Genomic DNA, 23,741 nt, shown 5'->3' with positions numbered 1-23,741 from the left:
GGGGGAGGTCGTCCGGGGGCGACAGGACCTCCGCGACGGTCCGGGGCCGTCTGGGTCGCCGCGGGCAAGGCGTACTCGTCCCGTGCCAATCGCGTCCACCTGCATAGACACCGCACCAAGGCGGTTATCCCGGAGAAGAAGGACCAGGTGGCCAACCTCAAGAGGAAGGGCAGCCGGCGGTCGTCCCGTCACTTTCGACGCCGGTCTTTACCGTGATCGCGAGACCGTCGAGCGACTTATCAACCGGCTGAAGCTCCTCCTTCCTTCGGGCGAGCTCTTCCGGCCCCTGGATAGTGAAGGCCTCAGCATGGAACCAATAGTCCGCGTGGTGCCCGGGCCAAGCACGGGCCCCTGCGACGAAAGGACGTACCACATGCCGACGGAGACCCAGCCAGGCCCGCTGCGGGTGCTTGTCTTCGGCGCCGCACTGCGGGCCGATTCATCCAACGCCCGCCTCGCGTCGCTCGTGGCCCGGCTGATTTCCGACACCGGCGCCAGCGTCGACCACGCTGCCATGCACGATTTCGGCATGCCTTTGTACGACGGTGACGCGGAGGCCGCGGAAGGGCTGCCGGACGGCGCTCTTTTGCTGCGCGACCGGATCGAACAGGCCGACGCCTTCGTCATTTCCTCCCCCGAGTACAACGCCTCCGTGCCGGGCCTGCTGAAGAACGCGATCGACTGGGTCTCGCGTGTGCGGCCACAGCCGTTCAAGACCAAGCACGCGATGCTTGTCTCCGCCTCGCCGTCCCTGGTCGGCGGCAACCGAGGGCTGTGGGCGTTGAGGGTCCCCCTGGAGCACCTCGGTACCCGCGTCTACCCGGACATGTTCAGCCTTGCCAACAGCTACCAGGCCTTCGCGGAGGACGGAACGCTGATCGACCCGGGTCTGCAGCAACGTCTGTCCGAAACTGTGGCCGGTTTCCTCAGCCTGGTCGAAGCCGACATGCGTTACGTCTGTCTGGAGCGCCGGTGGTACGAATTCCTGGGCGACCGTACCGAGGCGCCCATCACCCAACGGGCCGAGGAATGAGCCCGGCCGAGGGGCTGGTGCCTGGGCAGCTGATATTCCGCGGGGCCGGGGTGTCCAGGCGCACTCGGAGTAGTCCGGCGAACTGCTGACAGGAGCCGGTGCCGAAGGCGAAGGCGCAGAAGAAGAAGGAGCTCCGCGAGTAGCGCAAGCGGCTCCAAGCGGCCCGGCTACGCTGTTTTCTCGCTGAGCAGTCCCACCAGCCCCGCCCTCGCCAAAACCGCGTCGGCGGTGCGGATGAGCGTCGCAATGCGCACCCTGATATGGATGCGGCACTCCACCGCGTTGCTGTGGCGAACGATGCGCCGTTCTCTGCCTGCCGCGCCCGATACGAACCCAGGCACCGCACTGGTGCGCCCCCGATGTGCACCGCCAGGAGGCCATGGGGAGCGCTGGACGTGCCATGACTCAATCCTTTCACGGAATCGAGTCTCCACCCGATACGGAGCGGTTCACTGCTGCTCGTAGACGATTGGGGCTTGCCGTCCGTTGGCCGAGTGCTGTCGGCGGGTGTTGCAGCGGGTGAGCGAGCGGAAGACGCCCACGCGGTGTTGCGGCACCGGAACCGCCAAACCCGTAACTGGAGCACGACACGTCGGCCGACGCTCGGCGAGCCGGCGGGAAACCGCAGGCAGGAGCTGTGGATCCGGGTCGATCAGACCCCACAAACCCCAGACAGGCGGCACCGGCTGTCGTGCGCTGCGCTTCAACACGCACTATCTCGATGTTCACGCTCACCGACAGCACCGCGATGTGTCCGCGATTGCCGGGACCAACAGTTCTTCCGACCGGAGCACGACCTCTTCCACGGCCCGGACTTTCAGCCCAACCACTGTGTCGACGGCCGATTTTCGGGCGACTTCCGAAGCTGTCCCGAGACACTCGACCGTCACTCAAAGCGGCCCCTGCAAGGAAGCCGTCGGATCCGGCTCTTCGTGCACCGGCCCGGCGGCTCGGCGCCGCTCGGCTGGGAGGCGGCCGGCCCGCAGACCCGTCTGACCGCGCAGGAGCTGCGGCGGGGCGTGGAACTCGGGGTCGAGGGCCTCGACGTGATCAGGGACGCCGCGGACTGGGACGGCCGCACCAGCGTCACGCTCACCGTCACCGCGGACGGCGCCAGCGCGTCGGCACACCTGGGGATGCGTCAGGCCCCGGTGCTCACCCAGCTCAACACCGCCCCGGTTCAGGAGGTGCTGCGAGCCGCGACCGACGAGGACGACACCTATACTGAGACCTTCGTCAGGGAGCTGGACGCCGCACTGCCCGACGGCGGGGTGACGTCTCCCTCGCGCGCCCTCGACACCAAGGGCGACACCTGGGCCCAGGACATCTTCGAGCCGGGCTACGTCGCGATCCCCGGTCCGGACGGCCGCCCGCACGGTATGCGGGTCCTCATCACCTCGGCCAACGACGACCGCCGCGTCGCCGCCCGCACCGCCTTCACCGAGTTGGCCGGACACGACGTGGCCGCCGTCCACATCACCCACGCCCCCGACGTGAACGAGAACAGCAGTTACGACTCGATGGGCAACCTGGAAACGGTGCCGCCGAGCCCCGGCAACCCGCACGGCCGCGTCGTGATCGGCGGGGACGGCCTGGCCCCGGGGAAGACCGGTCCCGCCCCGGAGATGCTCGCCTTCCTGCGCGCCCAGGGCATGCAGGACCCGATTTCTCTGGACACCTCGTGGCTGACCATCGGTCACGTCGACGAGTTCGTGCAGTTCCTTCCGGTACCCGGCAGCCGGCTCGGCTGGCGGGCCGTGGTCGCGGACCCGCGTGCCGGTCTCGCCCTCCTGCGCGATGTCCAGAAGAAGGGCCACGGCGGCGAACTCCTGCACGGTGGCCTGCCCAAGCTGGAGTGGCCGTACGACCTGCGCATCGACCAGCGCACCGTCGACGCCTTCCTCGCCGACACCCAGTTCACCGGCACCAACGAGCGGGCCGCCGAACGGATCGACACCAACCTCGCCGTGCTCAGGGCGAAAGCCGGTCTGACCGACGCCGAGATCATCCGCGTCCCGGCCCTCTTCACGGCCCGGTCGCTCGACTACGGAATGCTGGATACAGAGATCCGCGGCATGGAGGACGGCCCGGCCAAGGACGCCAAGCAGAAGCAGCTCGAGGCGATGCGGGAAGCTGTCGCCGAGATTCCCGGCACCGCCAACGGGCTCGTGCTCAACGACGGCCGATACGTCGCCCCGAAGCCGTACGGCCCGGTCGTGGACGGCAAGGACGTCTTCTCCGAGGCAATCACCGCGGCCTTCCGCCGCACCGGCTATCGGGTGAGCTACGTGGACGACCTCATCGGTGTGCATGTCGGCGAGGGGGAGATCCACTGCGCCACCAACACCCTCCGGGGCGTCTTCGGCCCCGGGGCCCGCTGGTGGCGCGACCGCTGAGCTTGTCCTACCTTCCAAGCCCAGTCGTACGACCCCCGTAGCGGACCTGACCGACGTGAGACAGGTCCGGATGGAGGGCTCCGTGGTCCAGGCGACGCTCGCCGCAGTTGCGGTCAGCGCCGCCGTGACCGGGACAAGGATCGCGTGGTTCTGCTCGGTCCCCTACCTCGTAAGGGTCCTGGACCGGCGCCCCCGGCAGCGCGACAGGCGTATCACCGGACTCCAGCGCCTGCCCCTGGCGTGGGCGGGGATGCGCGGCGGCATCTCACTAGTGCCGCGGCAGGCAACGTTTGCCCGTCAAGGAGCGCGTCCGGTACGTGCTCTCGGTGTGCCGGCCGGAAGCCCTCGTACTGGATGTACTTGGGATTTCGGCCGGTGCGGCGAGAGGGCGTGCCGGGCGTCGCGACGGGGCGAACGTTGCCTGATGCGGCACTAGCCGCCGCGCAGGATCGTGCCCGCCACGACCTCCGAGGGACCTGCCGTCGGCCAGCGTGACGCCGTGGTGCTCCTCACGACCGTCGTCATCGTCGTCACCCTCACGAGCCCTGACCGGCCGGCCGAGGACCAGGCCCGACCGGGTCGTGGCCGACAAGGCCCATTCCTCCCGGAGGATCCGCAACCTGCTGCGAGTGCGACGCAGGTCCCGTCCTTCTCCCATTGGGTGAAGCGACGGTAGACGGTCTGCCACGGGCCGTACCGTTCGGGCAGATCACGCCATGGGGCGCCCGTGCGCAGCCGCCACAGAAACCCCGTTCACCACCTCGCGGTGAGCCCGCCAAGGACGCCCGGCGTTGAAGCGCTGTTCGGCGCGAGGCGGGTGAGACGCGGCGACGACAATGACGCCAGACCTTGGAACCGATCGACGCACAGAGCGCCAGGCGCGGCGTACCGGGCGAGCACGGGCTGGTCGGGGTCACCACGACCGGCATCCGGCTCGTGGACTGCGTCGACCGACTGGCGAAGGACGTCCGGCCCGGCAAGGGCCATCGGCGGTGTATCGCGCGGGTGCAGCCGACGGGAGGCGGTGTCCTGGTCAGCGTGCCCGTCTGGTTGTTGGGGGGCGGTTTCTGCGGCTGTTGAGTACCGCGGCGATCGGGAGGGCTGCTGCCAGGCCGCTGAGCAGCCCGCGGCGAGTGCGCCGAGGATGGCGGGCTGGCCGGAGAAGGCGATGCCGATCGCGGCCAGGGCGGGCCGGGCGTTGCGTACGGCGGCGATGCCTCCCATGGTGGTGCGGCGTACCGGCGGCCCGGTGGTCCCGCAGATCGCCGAGCCAGCGCAGGGCGCGCAGGCCAGGCAGGAAGCAGTACTCGCCGCCGCGGGTGACGACGAACCGCGGCAGCGGGGGCAGGCGCCGGCGCACCGGCCGCCGGGGAACGGTGAAGCCGCCGCTGCCGTCGTGAGACCCGGCGACGGGGTCTTTGGCATCGCCCGCGCCGAAGAACACACTGTCGTTCATCCACTGGGACTGGACGAACTCGAACTGCCGCCCCAGGTGGGCCCCGATGAACGCGAACATCAGCCCCCGGTCCACCCCGTCGTTCTCCAGATCCCCATCGGGCAGTGGCGAACCGTAGACGGCGCCGCGTCTGATCATGCGGTGCAGCCGCACCTCGCCCGCCACCGAGGCGTCACGGGGATTGGCTCGGCGGATGTGACAACCGGCAGGGGTGACGAATCCCGCCGGATCCTCCCGCGCGTACAGGAAGGTGTTGCGTCGGCCGGGGTCCGCACCGAGAGCGGGGTCGTCGTGCTGCGGGCTCAGCGCCAGCGGAGCTCCGCTGCGCCAGCGGCCCATCATCTTGGCGGCCAGCAGCTCTTCGTCCTCAGGGCTGGTGGCGGCCTGACTCAGGTAGCGGCGGAACGCGGCGACGTCCTGGTGGAGTTTACGGAAGGCCGCGTAGCTGCCGTTGCGTCCCAGCGTCTCCGGCTGCGGCATCTGGATGCCGCCGATCTCGTCCGGTAGCCGAGCACGAACTCGCCCGCCTTCAACGGCGTCTCCAGCCGGTTCGACCCTGCGATGCCACTGCCTTCGACGACCGGGTGGCTTACACCGTCGCGGTAGCCGAAGTGTTCGGTCTCAGTGGGCAGCGCGTAGCATTCCTGCCGCCAGATCGCGGTCACCCCGGTGAGCTGTTCGTAGGCGGGGCGGGCCCGGTCGATGGCCGCCTCCAGCCGCTCGGGGTCGGGTGCGACCGCGGTGAGCACCACATGGACATCCGGGGTGCCCAGTGGTGCCTCCCAGTGCTCGGGGCTGCTCTCGCCGTCATCGCCCAGCGCTCTGGCGCGGGCGGCCATCCCCTGCCGGAACTCCCACGCGAACGTTTCCAGCGAGGTGCTGGGCACACCCAGGACCTCCAGCCCGTGGGAGGTGAGCGCGACGCTTACCCACGTCTCCCCCGAGGGGCTGACCGAGTCGGCGGCCGAGGTCACCACCGCGCTCGCGCGCCGCATCAGCTCCCTCCCGTGCGTCCGGTCACCGATGTGGAACACCAGATAGGTCGCTGCGTACGGGGTCGGCCGGGGAGCGAGCACTCCGCGCTGAATGTCGTCGAGCTCGAGTGCCACTTGCCTTCCGCTCACGGAAATCGCCTCCTCGCCGCGATGGCCCGCGTCTCTACTTGGTGACGAGGTTCCGCCAGAAATTGCGCAGGCTCTCATCGCCGCCGAACAAGGAGCTGAAGATTGTGGAGTCGGCGAGCAGGACGTCGCCGGCCCGCTCACCTTCGGGGGGCATACAGAGGAACATGTTGAACGCGCTGTTGCCGGCTTCGGTGAACGGATGCGGCCTGGAGGTGTCGATCGGCTGCATGGCCAGGACGATCCCGCGATGCCCTGTTGGAATCGCAGCGGGTCGGACCACTTCGGGTCCTCGTAGGCGGGCCAGGCCACCCGCCGGACCTCGGTCATCGTGGAGAACCGGTTGTCGAGCTCGGCGGGGCTCCTGCCCGCCTCGGCAGGGTTCGGTGCGGTGGCTCGCGAACCGGCGATGCCCGTAATGGTCTTGAACGCCTCGCCGACCGTCAGCCCGTCCTTGACCACGCAGGTCGCGGTGGCCACGGCGAGGAGCATGGGCAGGCCTCGGTCGAGCAGGCCCGTACACCCGGCCTCGCGGGCGGCGGCCCGCTTGGCGTGGCCGACGAGCAGCATCTCAGTCAGCTCGACGGTCGTGGACGTCTCGAACCACCACCGGGCGTAGTCGCCGGCCGCCACCCGCGCCCACGGCTCGGGGTCGTGCTCGTGGCCCGACCCCAGCGGCTGGAAGCCGTCCCAGCGCCCGGTCAGCCGCACCAGGTGGGTCGTCTTGCCCACGTTGTCAGGGCCGTTGAGGCTGACGAAGTCCGGGACCTGTGCCATTGCTCACGCCTCGCGGATCGGGGTGTCGAGGACGGAGACGATCGCGTCCGTGTTCGCGGCGATGAAGTCGGCGAGCTCTGGTGGCATCAGGTTCAGCTCGCGGACGGCCTCGGCGATGAACGGCACCCGGACCACCTCGTACCCGCCCCGCTCCGGCTTGGAGAACTCCGTCCCCGTACGCGCGGCCAGGTCCATCGACTCCAGGCGCGCGGCGAAGATGTGCTGGATGCCGACGCCGCTCTCCAGTTCGTCGGTGATCAGGTGGACCAGTTCGGTGCGCTCCAGCTTGCCGCCCAGCTCCTCGAACACCTCCCGGTGCAGGGCCGCCTCGATGGTCGCGTCGTCTTCCTCGACCCCTCCGCCGACCGACACACAGTACGGCTCCCTCCCGGGCTTGGTGCGCTTGATCAGGATCAGCTCGTCGCCGTCGAGGAGGATGGCTCGGGCGTTGCGCTTGACGATGTCGGTCATGCCGATTGCTCCTTCAGGTGGTGGTACCGGAGAGAACGGGCGGAGGGCCGCCTGGTCGCGGTCGGCACCTCCCCGGCTCGGTGAACTCAGCATGGTGCAGGTCGGTGACGGGGTGTGACGTAGACGTGCTGCAGCAATGCCGCAGCGCTGCTGAACACGGCTGGCTACGCTGGGCCTTGCTCACCGGAACGGGGGCGGAGGGACAACGGGCACCTCGACGACTCATCGGCCACTGGGACAGCCCGAGCATGCCCGTTGACCATGCTGCCGCGCTGGGAATCTCCAAGATCCCCGGCAGAGTCACCATCGAGCTCGGCGGGGTGTGCGGAGACTGCCGGTCCGCGGTCGGCCATTGACGTTCGGGCTCGCCGACCGACCGCGTTCCCCCGGCGTACGGGCTTTCGGTCCGTGACCCGTCAACGGCCCACGGGATCGCCGTCAGCGCCGTCGTTCCGGCTGAGCAGCATCACGTGGCCGCCGTGGTGTAGCGGAGTGCTCAATCGCAGGCGGGTCGCCTCGTGTCCCGTCTCCGCATCGACCAGATGCACTCCGCCGTGACCGCCGCGGGTGACGGCCACCCAGCCGGAGCCTGGTGTGGCGGCCACCGCTCGGCGTTCCACGCCCTCCCAGGGAGTACCGCCGCGCCGCGGCGCCTTGTCCATGGCGGGGAGGGGGACGCGGCGAAGGGTGTCGTCGGCGTCCAGAAGCACCAGTTCGTCGCCGTCGGGGTGGATGCGGGTGAAGGCGGTGTGGTTCCGGGCGAGAGCCAGCCGGAAGACGAGGCCGGGGCCGAGTTCCGTGAGGAGTGTGTGGCCCGTCTCCAAGTCGTGGCGCCACGCCTGGTTGGTCCAGTCCGGCCACCGCAGTGCGTCCGGAGCACCACCGCGCAATGTGGTCCACAGTGCCCGTTGGCGGGTATCGAGACGGAGGTACCAGCCGCGGGCGGGCGATTCCCATGGGATCAACGATTCGGCCACGAGCGTGTCCTCCTTCCTTCGGAACGAGTGCACTCCCTCGCTCGTGGCAGCGAACACCTGCCCGGACTCGGGGTCCTGTGCGTCTCCGTGCCCGTCGTCCGGCAGGGGCAGGAGTGCGTGAGGCGTGACCACGGGACAGCCGGGCGGGGCTGCGAGGAGATCCGCGAACCGGTGGATGGCCAGCGCGCCGGGTTCCCTGTGGCGCAGTGTGACGAGCGGATCGCCATCGCCCAGCACCGTCACGCCTGGTTCGCCTACGCGCGTGCGTACCCGCGCGGCCTCTCCAGTGGCCAGGTCGACGACCGTCATGAGGTCCGACCACGGCTCGGTGTTCTCGCCCAGGCCGGTCGTGACGGCCAGTCGGCGACCGGTCGGATCGCAGGCCAGGTGCTCGGCCGGCACAGCGACCGGGACTGCGAGTTCTACGAGCTCGTCGCCGAACGGGTCGAGCACCAGCAGTTCCCCCCGGCGGTCGTCCACGCAGGCCACCCGCCCTCCCGGCAGCGCCAAGAACCCGGCGTGCTCGGAGAGATGACGCCCGGTGAGGCGTCCTGTGACGGTGCCGTCCGGCACGGTCAGTACGTACACGGATCCGTCCACGTGGTCGGAGACGAGGAGCGCGGAAGAGGTGGCGTTCATGGGTCCTCCAGGAGCTGTCTAGTGAAAACGATTATCATGTATGTTCGGTGCGTTCCAGGTTCCTGAGGAGAAGCGAGGGCAGCGATGCTGCGCGCACCGTCCAGATTCGTCCGTAGTTGGCTCACCGCAGCGGTGGTGGGTTCCGTCCTGGTCGGCTGCGGCTCGACCCCCGACGAGCCCGCAAGCGGCCAGGCCGGGCCCACCGCGAAGTCCGAGGTCACCGTCGAACCCATCAAGGCGGCGACCGAGTTGACCGACGTGAACGGCGTCAAGATCTCCCTGGAGAAGCAACCGGAGCGGATCGTCTGCCTGTTCGCGCTCTGCGACGACATCCTGACCGAACTCGGCATCGTCCCGACGGCCACCAATAGCGCACTGCTCGGCCACCCCGGCTTCCTCGGGGAGGACAAGGCCAAGAAGGTCGACGTCGTCCCCGGCGGATTCATCGCCCCGGAGGTGGAGGCGATCCTCTCCCACAAGCCGGACCTCGTGATCGGCCTGGCGGACACCCACGGCAAGCTCGCCCCCGGGCTGAAGGGCGCCACCACGTTCTGGGCCATGCAGCCCGAGACGTGGGAGGACAGTGTGGGCTACCTGCGCGACGCCGCATCCCTCACCGGCTGCACCGCCGAGGGGGAGAAGGCCGAGAGGACCTTCCGGGCCAAGCTCGCCAAGGCCGAGAAGGCCCCGAGCGACAAGACCGCACTCATCATCTACGGCAGTGACGAGAACTTCGGCGTCGCGACTCCGGAACGTGACGTGACCGCGAGCCTGTTTCCCAAGATCGCCCAGTACCCGTGGAAGTCCCGTGGTGTGGAAGGCAGTTATAGCCTTGAGGAGATCCTCACTCAGGGCGTCGACGTACTCTTCGTCGAGACCATGAGCTTCGGAGACGCGGACGGCAAGCTGTCGGAGAAGCTGGCGAAGAACCCCCTCTGGAGCAAGATCCCGGCCGTGAAGAACGGCGACGTTCACGAGGCGAACTCAGAGGTGTGGGCCAAGGGGCGCGGTACCCGTTCTATGGGCATCGTCCTCGACGAGGCCATGGCCGCGCTGCGGTGAGGGCGCCCTCCTCGGCACCCACCGCGGTAGATGGTCCGGCGGGCGGGGCCCGGCGGCTTCCGCTCCGTGGACGGAAGTGGCAACCCCTCCTGGTGATCGGGGTGCTGATCGTCGCGTCGGTCTGCGCGCTGTGCCTCGGCACCCCCTACGTCCCACCGCACCGGCTCGTCGGCGCGGTGCTGGACGGGGACGCCACGCTCGACGGGATCGTCGTCACCGAACTCCGCGTCCCACGACTGGTGCTGGCGCTGATCGCCGGAGCCTGTCTGGGCGCGGCGGGGCTCGTGCTCCAGGAGGCGCTCCGCAACCCCCTGGCGGTACCGGAAATGCTCGGTGTCTCCTCCGGGGCGGCGCTGGGCGTGGCCGCGCCACTGGTGCTGGCCCTGTCACTGCCTGCCGCGGTCCAGCCCGTCCTCGCCCTCGGCGGGGCCGCACTCGGCGGCGGGCTGACCCTGCTCGCCGCCGGACTCGGGCGCAGCCCGTCCGCGGTGCTGCTGACCGGCGCCGCGGTCGCGGCCGCATTGCAGGCCGCGCTCCTCGTCCTGATGGTCATGGCGGACCAGCTCGACCTCCAGCTCATCTACCGATACCTGTTGGGGTCCCTCTCCGTCCGGACCTGGGACGACGTCACTGGACTGTGGCCGTGGCTGCTCGTCGCGGCCCCCGCCCTCGTGCTCTGCGCGCCGGTGCTGTCGGTGATGCGACTGGGCGACGAGGATGCCGAGGCGCTGGGCGTGCGCGCCCAGCGGGCCCGGCTGGCCGCGCTGGCCATTGCCGTCGTGCTGATCGCGCCCGTCACGGCCGTGTGCGGGCCCGTCGCGTGGGTGGGATTCCTCGCCCCGCATCTGGCTCGTCGGTTCAACCCTGTATCGGGAGCGGTGCGTTGGCTCCCGTGGTCCGCCGCGTGGGGTGCGGTCGTCGTGACGGTTGCTGATGTCCCCGCCCGGCTGGCGCTGGCACCCGTGGAGACCCCGGTCGGTGCCTGGACGGCCCTGCTGGGAGTCCCGGCCGGGGTCATTCTGATGCGATCGGGTCGCCGCCGTGGCCAGACCGGCGGGCGCGGGGCGGCCGGTTCGGTGCGCGGGCCGGTGCCTCACGGCGTGCCCGAGGCCCGCGGCGCCTCCCTGCTCCCCGTAGAGAAGACTGGAACGGAGGACGCTCGGTGAACCGGCGTTTCGCGGCCCTCGCGGCGCTGGCCGTCGTGTGCGCCGGGGTGGAACTCGTGGCCGGACGCGGCATGTCCCCGGGCGCGGTCTGGGACGTGCTGGGTGGCGGCGGTGACGCGACGGAACGTCACATTCTCTTGCAGCTACGGATGCCCAGAATGCTGGTGTCCCTGGGGGCGGGCGCGTCCCTCGCCGTGGCCGGGCTGATCCTGCAGTCCGCACTGCGCAACCCCCTCGCCGGCCCCGAAGTGACAGGCGTGACACCAGGGGCGGTCCTCGGGGCCGTCACCGCCACGGCCCTGGGTCTTGCGGGGTGGGACTCGCCGCTGGCCGTGGTGCTCGCCGCGTGCGCGGGCGGATGCGCCGGAGCGCTGCTGCTCTGGCTGCTCGTCGGCCGCGCGGGCGGCGACCCCGCGCAGACCGCCGTGCACGGAGTGCTGGTGTCGGCGGTGCTCGGCGGACTCACCGCCATGGTGCTGCTCGTGGAGCCGGGAGAACTCGGCAGCGTCGTGCAGTGGCTGGTGGGCACCATGGAGGGCCGGGTGTGGGAACACTGGCACCTGCTGTGGCCATGGGGGCTGGTCTGGGGGGCTGCGGCTTGGCTGCTTGCCGGGCCGCTGACCCTGCTGCGCTGCGGCGACGACATCGCCCTTGCCGCCGGGCTCTCCGCCCGGCGGGCCCGCAGCCTCGCCCTGTTGTGCGCGGTGGCGTTGACGGCCGGTGCGGTGGCCGCCGTCGGAGCGCTGGGCTTCGTGGGACTGCTCGTCCCGCATCTGGCCGTCGCCGTTTTCAGCGCGGACCTGAGGGTGAGCCTTCCCGGCGCCGCCCTGCTGGGCGCGGTCGTCGTGTGCGGCGCGGACGCCGCGGCGCAGCTGTCCTCGCGGCTGCTGGCCGAGGCGCTGGACGCCGGACGGCTCACGCTTCCGGTCGGGGCGCTCACCGCCTGCCTGGGCGCCGCCCTGCTGCTGGTCGTCGTGCGCCGCGCGCCGAGCAGTGCGTTCTGAAAGTCGACGGAGGACTGAGCATGAACACGAGCGAGCCCATGGGAATACACGTCGAGGGGGTTCACTTCGGCTACCCCGCGCGACCCGTGCTGCGGGGCGTCGACATGACCGTACGGCCGGGCGAACTGACAGCGCTCATCGGCCTCAACGGCTGCGGCAAGTCGACCCTGCTACGGCTGGCCGCCGGGCTGCTGCGGCCGCACCGGGGGTGCGTGCTGCTCGGCGGGGACGACCTCGCCGGGCTCTCCCGGCGGGCCACGGCCGCGAGAGTCGCACTGCTGCACCAGTCGGCGCCCGCCGTACCAGGGATGACGGTCCGTCACCTGGTGCGGCAGGGCCGGTACGCGGCGCGGGGACCGCTGGGCATGCTGCGCGAGGGTGATGATCCGGTCGTGCACCGGGCACTGTGCGACGTCGGTGTGGAGGAGTGGGCCGACCGGGACGTCGACGCGCTGTCCGGGGGCGAGCGGCAGCGGGTGCGGCTGGCGATGGCGCTCGCCCAGGACACCCGCGTTCTGCTGCTCGACGAGCCGACCACCTATCTGGACCTGCACCACCAGCTCGACGTGCTGCAGACGGTGGTCCGCCTGCGCGAGGAGCGCGGGCTCACCGTGGTGATGGTGCTGCACGACCTGGCCCACGCCGCCCGGTTCGCCGAACGCGTCATCGCCCTGCGCGAAGGCCGCGTGGTGGCCGACGGGGCGCCGAAGGAGGTCGTCACGCCGGGGCTGCTCGCGGACGTACTGAAGGTCGCCGGCCGGGTGGGCCGGGACCCTGAGGGCGGCTGGCCCGTGTGTTACCCAGATCACCCTCTCCTTGATCTAGAAAATGAAAATCAGTTCCATTAGTGTTCGAGTTGTGGCGCTCATCCGAACGCCGCATCTCCCTTACGAACAAGGAGAGTTCATGGACAGCGAGCAGATCTTCGCCCCGATCGCCGACCCGGGTCAGCTGGCCCACGCCTCGGCCACCCACTCCAACGCCCTCGTCGAGAACCCCTTCGAGGACACCGAGGAGTAAGCGAGGGCCTCATACCCCTCGACCGTGGGCCCGCCTGTTGCCTTACGGGCGGGCCCACGCCCATCCCAGCCTCTGTCGTCAGGAGATCGTCGTGTCCCGCAGCCGGCTCGTCCCCGGTGTCGAAGTCGTCGCCGTGCCCGGGCGGGGTCTCGCCGTCCGCACCACCGAAGGAGAGTTCCTCAGCGTCAGGACACGGGAAGCGGACGAGAGCGCGTTGCTCTCCCTGCTCTCTGGCACCGACGTTGCCCCGCTGGACGAGGAACTGCACCGTGTGGTCCGGGCCTTCGAGGAGGCCGGATACCTGGCGGACGAGCCGCAGCTTCCGCAGTGGCCCGTCGGCCGCCGGGACGTCCGGCTCCTCGGCGACCAGGCACTGACCCGGCCGCTGGCCGCGCACCTGGCCGCCCTGGGCGCCGAGCCCCGCACGACACCCCCCGTGACCACACTCGACGCGTCGCCGCCGGCTATCGAGGACCTGCTCGACGGAAACCCCGCCGCCGTCGTGTGGTGCCTCGACGGACCCGTACCCGACGGGCTGTGGGAGGCTGCCGACCGGCTCCCCGAGCACGGGGTCGCCTGGCTGCGCTGCCACCGCGAGAGCTGGCAGGCGTACGTCGAGCCCCTCGCTGCCTCCTCCGGAGACGTCACCGCGGCCCACGTACGAGCCCGCCGGATCGCCGCCACCCCCGCCCACCGCGAACTGTCCGCCTACTGGAGTGGGCCTCGTACGTCGGGCGCACCGGTCCGGCTCACCGTTCCCGTCGCCGCGCTGCTCGCGGCTCTGCTGGCCGACGATCTCGCCCGGTGGGCCACCGGGAGCCCCGACACGGCCGGTTTCCCGGCACGGCGCCGACTCCGACATGTGGACCTGCGCACGCTGACCGTCACCGAGCACCCCGTCCTGCCGGTGCCGGATGTCGCATCGATGCCGGTCGCGCCGATGCCGAAGAAGGACGGATGACGTCCTTCCACGCGGCTGTCGGAGGTCTCGCCACGGACGTGCGCCTCCCCGACGGCGCCGGCCCCTTTCCCGCCGTCCTCATCCGAACTCCGTACGACCGCAGCCGGCACCTGGCCGAAGCGCGCGGCTGGGCCCGTCGCGGCTTCGCCGCCGTCGTCCAGGACGTCCGGGGCCGGTTCGCCTCGCCGGGGGAGTGGCGCCCGTACGAGAACGAGGCCACTGACGGGGCGGTGACGGCCCGATGGATCCGGCGACAGCCGTGGAGCGACGGCCGGTACGTCGCCGTCGGCGCCTCCTATGCCGCCCACTGCGCTCTCGTCCTTGCCCTCGAAGCGCCCGGTGAGCCCGGTGAGGCGGGAGTCCGGCCCGACGCCGTCATCGCCGCCGTGCCCGCGCTGGGCGCAGCCGAGACCGCGCGCGAACCCTCCGGCGTGGAACGGCTGCTGGCCCGTGCCGGATGGTGGGCCGCCCACGGCGACCGGCACGACTCCGACGAGGGTGCGCTGGAGAAGGCCCTCGCCGCGGACCCCGGTCTGCTCACCCATCTGCCCCTCACCGGCCTCCCCGACCGGCTGGGTCGAAGCCTGCCGTCCTGGGCGGGACTGTGGCGGCAACGTGAGCGCGGCCGACTCGCATCCCGGGCGGCGAACGCCGACGTGCCCCTGCTCGCGGTCGGGGGCCACCACGACCACTTCACCGAGGAGACCGTCGCCCTGTGGCGTACCTGGGGCGGACCCTCGGCCCGCCTGCTCCTCGGCCCCTGGGGGCACGGTCTCGTGTCCGCTCCCGGACCCGACGCCGGCCCCGCCCACCGTGTGGTCCTCGGCGAGCTGTACGCGAGTTGGGCCCGCCGCGCCCTGACCGGCGACCTCGCCTCCGGCCGCCATGGCGCGCAGGCGCTGGGCGGTGGAGACCTGTGGCTGCCCGCAGGCACCGAAGGCGTACCGCGCACGCAGCGACTGCGGCTGCTGCGCGGCTCCCGCTTCACCGCCGACCCCAGCCGCCCCGTCCGCTCCGACAACCTGACCGTGCCCACCGGGGGAGTCCCCGACCGTTGCCTGCTGGCCACCGCGCCGCTCCCGCGTCCGCTCGACGCCGTCGGACCCGTGGGGATGCGGCTGCGGGCCACCGCGCACACCCCGTCCGCCGACTGGGCCGCCCGCCTCGTCGCCCTCACACCGGAAGGGATCGCCGAGCAACTCGCCGTCGGCGTCCTGCGGCGCGAGGAAGCGGCGGACCGTGAGTTCACCGTCGAGCTCGGTCGGCTCGCGCGTCGGCTGCGGGCCGGCACGTGGCTGCGGCTCGAGATCGCCGGACACCATTTCCCGGCCCACGCCCGTAACCCCCACACCGGAGACGACCCGGTCGCGGCCGACCAGCTGCTCGCCTCCCGGCGAGAAGTCGACCCGGCGAGCGTGACGCTGACCCTGCACGTCCTCCCCTCCCGCCCCACCCCCACCGATCCCGCCAAGGAGATCCTGCGATGACGGCGCTGCCGCTGGAAGCACTCGTCGACCCCGTCTGCGGCATCGTCCGCGAGGTCAAGCCCGTCGAACACCCCGCGGGCGCCCCGCCCCGCTACACCGCGTTCACCGCCGAGATATCCGACGCCCGCAGACTCGGTCTGTGGCCCGCCGACCGGGTCTCCCTCGGCACCACCTTCGGCGACCCCGAGCAAGCCCGTGTCGCCGCGATAGCCGAGGGCATAGAGCGGTACTGCGGCAACCGTGTGCCCCCGCCCGGCCACCGCGACGCCCCTCTGCGTGCAACCGCCGCCGAACTCGCCGAGAAGGGCCTGCGGCTGTATGGCCCCGACGACCTGCCCGCCTACGCGCCGTGGCAGTACAACCGGGAGAAGTTCCCCTACCGCCCCCTCGCCGCCGACACCCCGTCCCTGTGGACGCGCGGCACCGAGCGGCTGCCCGACGGACGCACGACAGAGGTCTGGGCACCTGTCGCCCTCACCCACCTCAACTGGCGTCAGGGCGACCTGCGCGAGCTGCCCCGCACCCACCACCTCAACTACGCCGGCATTGCCACCGGGCAGGGCCTCGACGACGCCGTAGAACGCGGCCTGCTGGAGATCGTCGAGCGCGACGCCCTGGAACTGTGGTGGCACCTCGACGGACCCACCCGCGCCATCGACCCGGCCAGCGTGCCCGGCCTCATGGACGACCTGGCCGCATCCGGGCTCGACGTCCACCTCGTCGAGATGCCCTCGGAGTTCGCCCCGTGCATGGCCGCGCTCGTCCACGACCCGGCTCTCGGCCTGTACGCGGCCGGTTTCGCCTGCAAGTACGACCCGGCCGAGGCAGCCCGCAAGGCGGTACTCGAAGCCGTCCACACCTGGGTCTTCACGCAGGGGCTGACCGCATCCGACGGCTGGGTCTTCCAGGCCGTCGAGGCCGGACTGCTCGCCCGCGGCCTCTACCTGGAGCACCGTACCGACGGCCGGTATCTCGACGCGTGCGGCGAACGGTTCGAGCACGTGCGGGACCTGGGTGCGCACGTGCAGGTCTGGTTGGACGAGCGGATGGCGGGCGAAGCGCGGCGGTTCACCGAACCCGCCCACGGGACCGTGCGCGTCGACGCGGTCGAGCCCGGCAGCCGCGAGCGGCTGGAGAACGCGCTGCACGCAGGCGGCCACCGTGTCATGACGTTCGACCTGACCACCGAGGACGTGGCTGAAACGTCCCTGCGGGTGGCCCGGGTCCTCGTCTCCGGGCTCCTCCCGAACGCCCCTGCCGCCTTCGGCTACTTCGGCTGCCCGCGGCTCGCCGGTGCAGCCGTGCGACGGGGCTGGCGAACGACCGCGCCGGGCGCACCCGAGGACTTCACGCTGGCGCCTCCGCCCCACATGTGAGGACCGCCGTGGAACATCTCGACCAGGACCGCCCGGGGGACGGAGAACACCGGTCCGAGGACTGCCCGGAACGCACGGGACACCTCGTTGACGGTCGTCCGGCGGACATGAAACACCTCCGGGAGGGCCGTCCGGCGGACATGAAGCGCCTCGGTGACGGCCGTCCGGGGGACACGGATCACCTAGGGGAGGACCGTCCGGTGGACCTCGCGGCCGCTCTCGGGCACGCCCGCTCCACGCGGCGCCCCGACCCCGACACACCCGCGGGGCCGGCTGTCCCGGCCTGGCCGGGGTGGCCTCTGCCGATCCCGGAAGCCCGCCCGGCAGAACTCGATCTGCAGGCCCTGTTGCGCCTCTCCCTTGCTGCCTCGGACGGCTCGGGGCGGCTGCGCCCGGCACCCTCCGCCGGTGCGCTGCACCCGGTGGACACCGAGCTCGTCGTCGGCGCCAGCTGCTCCCTGCCGCCCGGTCGCTACGGCTACGACCCGCTGCGCCACCGTGTCCACCGCCTCGGCCGGCAGCCCGAAGGCACGCCGCCGGGCATGACCGCCGAACTCTCCGTCACCGCACGGCGTACGGCCTCCCACTACGGTCACCGCGCCTGGCCGCTGCTGCTCCTCGACACCGGGCACGCCGCCGCCGCGCTCTTCCTCGCGGCCCGGGCGCTGGGCGCGGGGGAGCCCGAACTCCGTCTGGACGGAGGCGCTGAGCGCCCCCTCGCCGTCGTACACCTCCCCCCGTCTGGTTTGGTGCACCGGACCGACGCATCGGTATACCGGCTCGACGGCCCCCTGCACTCCCAGCCGTCGGCGAGCGCGCACACGCCCGAGGAACTGCTGGCCCGCCGCAGCACCCCGCCGCCGCTGCCGGGCACCCCGGACGCGTACGCCCTGCGGGCGGTCCTCACCAACGCCGCGCACGCGGGCGGCAGTGACCTGCGGTGGTGCGCCGCCGTCGGCCCCCCACGGCCCGGCCTGATGGAACTGGCCCCCGACGGCACGGCCCTGCGACGGTACGCCGCGGGCGAGGCCCGTCCGACGCTCGCGGCCTGGGCGGCGGGCCAGACGTGGATCGCGGACGCGGGCGCCGTCCTGCTCGCCCACGGCTGCCCCGCGGACGCCGACACACCTCACATCCGCCGTACCCACCTGCGGGCCGGATTCGCCGTCCACCTCGCCCACGTCACTGCCCGCCGCCACGGCCTGACCGCCCGGCCCGTGGGGTCCTGGCAGCAGGCGGACCTCGGCGCCGCACTGGGTGCCACACCCGGCCAGGACTGGATCGTCCACGGACTGGCCCTCGGCACCCTCCACGCCGAAGAGGAGAACACCCCGTGATCGTCCACCCCGAGCTGCGCCGCGCCGCCCGACGCGCACGGCGCCCCCTGCTCACCGCCACCGCCCTGCAAGGTGCCGTCACCCTCACCCACCTGGCGCAGGCAGCTCTGCTGGCCCTCGCGCTCGCCGACCTGGCCCGCGGCCACACGGGACGACTCCCATGGCTGCTCATCGGGGTGCTCGCCGTCGTCGCCACCCGCGCCGGGCTCGGCACGTGGCAGCGGCGGACCGCCACCCGCGCCGGGGCCGTGGTCAGGGTCGCACTGCGGGACGAACTCCTGGCCCACCTGGGGAGGTTGGGACCCGCGCACCTGACGACCGCGCGCGCCGGAGCCGTCCGCACCACCCTCGTCGACGGCGTGGAGGGCGTCGACGCCTACGTCTCCCGCTACCTGCCCCAGCTCCTGATCACCCTGACCGTGCCGCCCCTGGTGCTCGCCGCCCTGGCCGCGGTGGAACCGACGGCGCTGCTCGGTCTCGTACCCGCCCTGCTCCTGACCCTGTTCGGCCCCCGAGCCTGGGACCGCCTCCTCGCCGCCCGCGGTAGGGAGCACTGGGACACGTACGAAGAGCTGGGCGCCGACTACCTGGAAGCCTTGCAGGGAATGCCCGCCCTGCGTGCCGCCGGCGCGGTAGGCCGCACCCGCGAACGCCTGGAGAAGCGCTCGGCGGCGCTGCACCGGGCGACCGTCGCCAAGCTCCGCGTCTCCCTGGTCGACACCGGCATCACCGACCTCGCCATCCAGGGCGGCACCGCCGCCGCCGCGCTCCTCGCATGCTGGTCGGCCGTCAGCGGATCCACCACGGCGACCGGCACCTACCTGGTGCTGCTCCTTGCCTCCGAATGCTTCCGGCCGGTCCGCGACCTCGCTCGCGAGTGGCACGCCGGATACCTCGGCGTGTCGGCCGCGGACGGGATCGCGACGCTGCGCACCGTCGAACCCGCTGTCCGCGACACCGGAACGGCTCCCGTGGACTGGCTGGCACCCCCGGAACTCCGCTTCGAAAACGTTCGGTTCACCTATGACGGCGCGTCGGCCCCCGCCCTCCATGGCGTTTCCTTCACCGCACCGGCGGGATGCACCACCGCGATCGTCGGCCCGTCCGGCGCCGGCAAGTCCACCCTGCTCGCCCTGCTCCTGCGCCACCACGACCCGGACGAAGGCCGGATCGCACTCGACGGGCACCGCACCACCCAGTACTCCCTCGCCGCGCTGCGGCAGGGCGTCGCCGTGGTGTCGCAGGACACGTACCTCTTCCACGCCACCATCGCCGACAACCTGCGCATGGCCCGGCCGGACGCCACGGACGACGACCTGACGGCGGCGGCGCGCAGCGCCGGCGTTCACGACGAGATCGCCGCCCTCCCCGCCGGCTACGCCACCGTCCTCGGCGAACGCGGCGCCACTCTCTCCGGCGGACAGCGACAGCGGCTGGCGCTCACCCGGGCCCTCCTCGCGGACGCGTCGGTGCTCGTCCTCGACGAGGCGACGAGTTCGGTCGACGAACGCCGCGAGGCGGACATCGTCCGCGAACTGCTGAACGCCGCCGGCGAGCGCACCGTCCTCGTCATAGCCCACCGGCTCGCCGCCGTCCGGCACGCCGACCACATCGTCGTCCTCGACGCGGGGCGGGTTGACGCCAGCGGCGACCACGCCGGTCTCGTCGAGGCCGGGGGCGTCTACGCGCGACTCGTCGAGGCAGGCCGTACCCACCGAGGAGAACTCGCCGCATGAGCCACGCCATCGACACCGCTACTGCCGAGACGGGCGTTCCCCAGCAGGGCTCGTTGCGCGCCCTGCTCCCGGCGCTCGCCGGGCACCGCACCATGACGATCCGCACCTGCACCGCCGCACTTCTCGAACAGGGCTCACTCGTCGCGCTGGTCACGCTGGCCGCCCACACCGTGGGTACAGCCGTCATCGAGACGAAGGCCCCATCGTCCGCCACCGTCACCACACTCGTCGCCCTGGTCCTGGTCCGGGCCCTGACGACCTGGCGCGAGATGGACCTCTCGCACGACCTGGCCTACCGGGTCCTCGCCGCCCTGCGTGTACGCGTCTTCGACGGGCTCGCCCGCAGCGCGCCCGCTCGGGTCGCCGGCCGGCGCAGTGGCGACCTCGCCGCCACCGCCATGGCAGATGTGGAGGCACTGGAGTTCTTCTACGCCCACACCACCGCCCAGCTCCTGGCGTCGGGGACGGTCTTCGCCGGCGGCGCGACGGTCCTTGCCATGCTGGAGCCGTGGCTGCTCGCGGCCGTCTTGCCGGTCGCGGCCCTGCTCGTAGCGGCCCCCTTCGCCGACGCACGCGGACGATCGGTACGCGGCTCCCGTACCCGTACGGCTGTCGCCACACTCTCCGCCGACACCGTGGAGATCGTCGACGGACTGCGAGAGCTGCTCGCCTTCGGCACCCTTTCCGCCCGCCGACGCCGACTGGCCGAGCGCGGAAGAGAGTTGGGCGACGCCCAGCGTGCCGAAGCCACCTGGGAAGCCCTCGCCGCCGCGGTCCGCGATCTCCTCATCGTGGGGGCGGCCCTCGGAGTGGTGGCCGCGGCGGCACAGTCCATGGCCTCGGGGCGGCTGCACGGCGCGTGGGCGCCGACGGCGATGGCGCTGGCGCTAGCCGTTCTCGGCCCCGTCGCGGAGTCGGCCCGGTCCCTGAGCCAGGCCGTGTCCCTGCGCGCCGCCGCCTCCCGTGTCGGTGCGGCCGTCAAAGCTCCCGCGCTCGCCCCGTCGCCCGCCACGCCCCGCTCGCTTCCTCCCGGCCCGCTGGGCGTCCGGCTGCACCAGGTGAGGTTCGACTACGGCGGCGGTCCCGTTCTCGACGGCGTCGAGCTGACCGTCCGCGCGGGGCAGGCGCTCGCTCTGGTCGGCGCCTCGGGCGTCGGCAAGTCGACCTGCGCCCACCTCCTGGCCCGCTTCTGGGACCCGTCCGAGGGTGAGATCCAGCTGGTACCCGCCGACGGGGACCCCATCGACCTACGTGAGGTGGGCGACGCCGAACTCCGCCGCGCCGTCGCGCTGGTGGGGCAGGAGGCACCGCTCTTCCATGGCACCCTCGCCGAGAACCTGCGGCTCGCCGCCCCCGAAGCCGACGACGACCTCCTCGCCGAGACGGCCCGCCTGTGCGGCGTCGACCGGATCGCCCCGATGAGCACCTTGGTCGGTGAGCGCGGCTCCACCCTCTCCGGGGGCCAGCGGGCCCGCATCGCCCTCGCCCGCGCCCTCCTGGCGCGGCCGAGAGTCCTGATCCTGGACGAGTCCACCGCCCATCTGGACAACGCGAGCGACGCCCAACTCGCCACCGCACTCCACCAGGAAGGCCGTACGACCGTCGTCATCGCCCACCGCCGCGCCACGATCCGCCGGGCCGACCGGATCGCCGTCCTCGAAGCTGGCCGCATCACCGAGGAGGGCACCTGGGAGGAGCTCACAGGCTGCCCCGACAGCGCACTCAACCGCAGCCTCCCCGGCATCGCCTCCTGAGGATCGGGCCGCGGGCTTACTCGGTGGTGGTGGCAGCGGCGGCGGTCGGCGGGGAGGTCGCGTACGCCGATCCGCAGGTGCTCGACGTGGTAGAGGGCCTGATCGAGGAGCTCGGCGGTTCTCCAACTCGTCAGCCCTCACCGGGCTCGGTGCCACCCAAGGGCGGGACTGTAAAACGTTCGGGTCTGTTCCGTAGTCGGTGGTGACGGAGGGTGTGGTCAGCCCAGGAGGATGCGGTGGCGGAGGAGGGGGAAGCTCGCGCGGCCGTACATCTGGCGCTTGATCAGCTTGGTCTTGGTGCGGCAGGGTGAGGGCGGCGTCGACTGCGGCGCGGTCCTTCTCGAGGCCCCGGGTGAAGGCATGCAGGTGGGGCAGGTCCTCGGCTTGGGCCGGGGTGATCCAGGTGCTCAGCAGGGCGGCATTGCCGTCGGCGGGATCCAGTAGCGCGGCGAAGCGGTGGATGAGGTCGGCCAGAGCGGTCATTTCGTGGCAGGCGGTGCGGGCGGCCTCGATTCGTTCCCGCTGGTGGTCCTTGAGGCGGTCGGGGCGGGTGAGGAGGTAGCGGGCCAGGCGCCGGGGCGAGAGCGCGGGCCGGTCGGCCTCGACACGGCCCTGGTTGATGTAGCGGACCAGCAGGTTCGAGCTGCCGGTGGAGCCCAATTCCCTGATCTCCTGCAGGAGATGGGTGACGGGGACGGCCGGATTCTCCAGTCGGCGCTGGCGCAGGTGATCGCGGTAGGGATCCACGAGGGTGGGCCGGTACTTGGGGGCGCGGATGAGGCGCTCGGGCTCGGCAACACGGTCATGGCGCTTGACGGTGTTGAGAGCCAGGTTCAGGCGCCGTGCGCACTCCAGCAGGCCGACTCCGCGCTCGCGCAGGGCGTGGACCTGCTGCCAGCGCTCGCGGGTGGTGGCGGCCTGTCTCCCCTCGGCCGGGGGTGGGCCCGCTTTCGCCCAGCAGGTGCTGTGCGCGGCGACCTCCTTGCGGACGGCCTCGGCGAGGTTGTGCCACAGATGCCAGCGGTCGCTGATCTGGACCGCGGCGGGCAGGGCTCGGCGGACCGCCTCGGCGTAGGTGGCCGATCCGTCCCGGCACACGGCCTCGACGCCCGGATGCCCGCGTAGCCAGGCTTCCAGAGTGGCGGCGTCGCGGCCGGGCAGCACCTCGATCCGCTCGCCGGTCTCGGCGTTGATGATGATCGTGGCGTAGGTGTGCCGACGCCGCAGGGCGAAGTCGTCGACCCCGATGACCCGCGGGATCCGCACCGCAGGAACGGGCACGCGCCGCAGCAGCCGCAGGGCGGTGGCGTACGAGAGGGGCATGGCCAGCGACCGGGCGAGTCGGGCGGAGGCCCGACCGCATAACTCCTTGACCAGCTCGGAGAGCTGGCTGGTCAGACGTGTGGTGCGGCGCTGATGGCGCTCCAGGAGCCCTGGGACCTGCTCTCGGAAGGTCTGCCGCCTGCAGCCCAGGACCGGACAGACCAGTCGGCGTATCCTCACCCGGACCACGACCTGTCGGCCGTCGACCGGCACATCCCGCTCCGTCCGGCCGTGATACCCGTGGACCCTTCCCGTCACCACCCCGCACACCGGACAGGGAACGGGAACATCCCGGGTCCGAGCCGTGACCCGGACTATCTCGCCACCGTCCGCCACATCCTCGATGACCAACGCCGACAACCCCGAAAACACCGTTCCCACAAGCGTGTTCGCATCATGCACGCTCAATGATCACAGGCGAGCACTCACCGTCACCACCGACTACGGAACAGACCCGCTCGTTTGACAGTCCCCCGGACAGAGCTCGCGGCCTTGCTGTGCACCCGGAGAAGAACTGTTGTGCGCAGAGGGGAAAGAGCATGGCTCTGCTCGGCACTACTGAACTTGAATTCGTGATGTCGGTCAGTCGTCCATAATCAGGTCGGTGCTGGCGAGGCATCCGTCGACCAGGTCCGGGCGGTACTG

Annotated in this window: 17 protein-coding genes and 4 pseudogenes; 14 read left to right on the top strand and 7 right to left on the bottom strand. The window is 71.6% G+C overall.

What is annotated here, in order from left to right; translation table 11 throughout:
• Positions 1-27: 27 nt before the first annotated feature.
• From ACFYY6_RS36285 to ACFYY6_RS36275, 3 genes and pseudogenes are all read left to right on the top strand, one after another.
• A pseudogene (locus tag ACFYY6_RS36285) lies at positions 28-253 on the top strand (IS5/IS1182 family transposase); the annotation flags it as partial.
• A gap of 120 nt (positions 254-373) precedes the next feature.
• Complete coding sequence (locus ACFYY6_RS36280; protein WP_351523066.1) at positions 374-1,033, top strand: NAD(P)H-dependent oxidoreductase; 660 nt, start codon at positions 374-376, stop codon at positions 1,031-1,033.
• A gap of 932 nt (positions 1,034-1,965) precedes the next feature.
• Entirely contained in the window at positions 1,966-3,429 is a 1,464-nt protein-coding gene (locus tag ACFYY6_RS36275; RefSeq protein ID WP_389197446.1) for a protein-arginine deiminase family protein, read from the top strand.
• Positions 3,430-4,056: 627 nt separating this feature from the next.
• Here ACFYY6_RS36275 and ACFYY6_RS36270 read toward each other — a convergent pair.
• The 5 genes and pseudogenes from ACFYY6_RS36270 to ACFYY6_RS36250 all read right to left on the bottom strand — a co-directional run.
• A pseudogene (locus ACFYY6_RS36270) lies at positions 4,057-4,267 on the bottom strand (transposase); the annotation flags it as partial.
• Between the two features lie 195 nt (positions 4,268-4,462).
• On the bottom strand, positions 4,463-5,365 hold the full coding sequence (locus ACFYY6_RS36265; RefSeq protein ID WP_389197444.1) for a Dyp-type peroxidase: 903 nt from the start codon (positions 5,363-5,365) through the stop codon (positions 4,463-4,465).
• A complete protein-coding gene (locus tag ACFYY6_RS36260) occupies positions 5,275-6,783 on the bottom strand; it encodes a hypothetical protein (protein WP_389197442.1) in 1,509 nt (502 codons plus the stop codon). Before ACFYY6_RS36260 ends, ACFYY6_RS36265 begins: the two co-directional genes overlap by 91 nt.
• Before the next feature lie 3 nt (positions 6,784-6,786).
• Positions 6,787-7,254: an NUDIX domain-containing protein gene (locus ACFYY6_RS36255; RefSeq protein ID WP_351523033.1), complete on the bottom strand. Its 468-nt coding sequence runs from the start codon at positions 7,252-7,254 to the stop codon at positions 6,787-6,789.
• Between the two features lie 416 nt (positions 7,255-7,670).
• Positions 7,671-8,870 carry a YncE family protein gene (locus ACFYY6_RS36250; protein WP_389197440.1) on the bottom strand — a complete coding sequence of 400 codons (1,200 nt, stop codon included), beginning with the start codon at positions 8,868-8,870 and terminating at the stop codon, positions 7,671-7,673.
• Positions 8,871-8,954: 84 nt separating this feature from the next.
• On the opposite strand from ACFYY6_RS36250, the gene ACFYY6_RS36245 reads away from it, so the two are divergent.
• The 11 genes from ACFYY6_RS36245 to ACFYY6_RS36195 all read left to right on the top strand — a co-directional run bounded on the left by ACFYY6_RS36245 (position 8,955) and on the right by ACFYY6_RS36195 (position 21,773).
• Positions 8,955-9,932, top strand: a complete 978-nt coding sequence (locus ACFYY6_RS36245) for an ABC transporter substrate-binding protein (protein ID WP_351631863.1) — start codon at positions 8,955-8,957, stop codon at positions 9,930-9,932.
• Positions 9,933-10,036: 104 nt separating this feature from the next.
• Positions 10,037-11,098 carry an iron ABC transporter permease gene (locus ACFYY6_RS36240; protein WP_351631936.1) on the top strand — a complete coding sequence of 354 codons (1,062 nt, stop codon included), beginning with the start codon at positions 10,037-10,039 and terminating at the stop codon, positions 11,096-11,098.
• A complete protein-coding gene (locus tag ACFYY6_RS36235) occupies positions 11,095-12,102 on the top strand; it encodes a FecCD family ABC transporter permease (protein WP_388650457.1) in 1,008 nt (335 codons plus the stop codon). Before ACFYY6_RS36240 ends, ACFYY6_RS36235 begins: the two co-directional genes overlap by 4 nt.
• Before the next feature lie 20 nt (positions 12,103-12,122).
• Positions 12,123-12,950 carry an ABC transporter ATP-binding protein gene (locus ACFYY6_RS36230; RefSeq protein ID WP_386608837.1) on the top strand — a complete coding sequence of 276 codons (828 nt, stop codon included), beginning with the start codon at positions 12,123-12,125 and terminating at the stop codon, positions 12,948-12,950.
• 58 nt (positions 12,951-13,008) lie between these two features.
• Positions 13,009-13,122: a streptamidine family RiPP gene (gene amiA / locus ACFYY6_RS36225; RefSeq protein ID WP_351523023.1), complete on the top strand. Its 114-nt coding sequence runs from the start codon at positions 13,009-13,011 to the stop codon at positions 13,120-13,122.
• A gap of 91 nt (positions 13,123-13,213) precedes the next feature.
• Positions 13,214-14,083, top strand: a complete 870-nt coding sequence (locus ACFYY6_RS36220) for a hypothetical protein (protein WP_351525476.1) — start codon at positions 13,214-13,216, stop codon at positions 14,081-14,083.
• Positions 14,080-15,570 carry a CocE/NonD family hydrolase gene (locus ACFYY6_RS36215; protein ID WP_351525470.1) on the top strand — a complete coding sequence of 497 codons (1,491 nt, stop codon included), beginning with the start codon at positions 14,080-14,082 and terminating at the stop codon, positions 15,568-15,570. Before ACFYY6_RS36220 ends, ACFYY6_RS36215 begins: the two co-directional genes overlap by 4 nt.
• Positions 15,567-16,946, top strand: a complete 1,380-nt coding sequence (locus ACFYY6_RS36210) for a YcaO-like family protein (protein ID WP_351525471.1) — start codon at positions 15,567-15,569, stop codon at positions 16,944-16,946. Before ACFYY6_RS36215 ends, ACFYY6_RS36210 begins: the two co-directional genes overlap by 4 nt.
• A 200-nt stretch (positions 16,947-17,146) precedes the next feature.
• Positions 17,147-18,283, top strand: a complete 1,137-nt coding sequence (locus ACFYY6_RS36205) for a SagB/ThcOx family dehydrogenase (protein ID WP_351631848.1) — start codon at positions 17,147-17,149, stop codon at positions 18,281-18,283.
• The gene (locus tag ACFYY6_RS36200; protein ID WP_351631845.1) at positions 18,280-20,019 is read left to right on the top strand and encodes an ATP-binding cassette domain-containing protein; all 1,740 of its coding nucleotides are present in this window, start codon (positions 18,280-18,282) and stop codon (positions 20,017-20,019) included. The genes ACFYY6_RS36205 and ACFYY6_RS36200 overlap by 4 nt, the downstream gene beginning before the upstream one ends.
• Positions 20,016-21,773, top strand: coding sequence for an ABC transporter ATP-binding protein (locus tag ACFYY6_RS36195; protein WP_388650460.1), 1,758 nt, complete (start codon positions 20,016-20,018; stop codon positions 21,771-21,773). The genes ACFYY6_RS36200 and ACFYY6_RS36195 overlap by 4 nt, the downstream gene beginning before the upstream one ends.
• 44 nt (positions 21,774-21,817) lie before the next feature.
• On the opposite strand, the pseudogene ACFYY6_RS36190 reads toward ACFYY6_RS36195, so the two are convergent.
• Both ACFYY6_RS36190 and ACFYY6_RS36185 read right to left on the bottom strand, forming a co-directional pair.
• Positions 21,818-21,889 (bottom strand): annotated as a pseudogene (locus ACFYY6_RS36190) (transcriptional regulator); the annotation flags it as partial.
• A gap of 102 nt (positions 21,890-21,991) precedes the next feature.
• Positions 21,992-23,468, bottom strand: a pseudogene (locus ACFYY6_RS36185) (ISL3 family transposase).
• Positions 23,469-23,741: the final 273 nt, after the last annotated feature.

Source organism: Streptomyces sp. NPDC001750 (genome assembly GCF_042892615.1).
Lineage (GTDB): Bacteria > Actinomycetota > Actinomycetes > Streptomycetales > Streptomycetaceae > Streptomyces.
The sequence above is the reverse complement of the archived record's forward strand: the minus strand, read 5'-3'. Positions and strand labels throughout refer to the sequence as shown.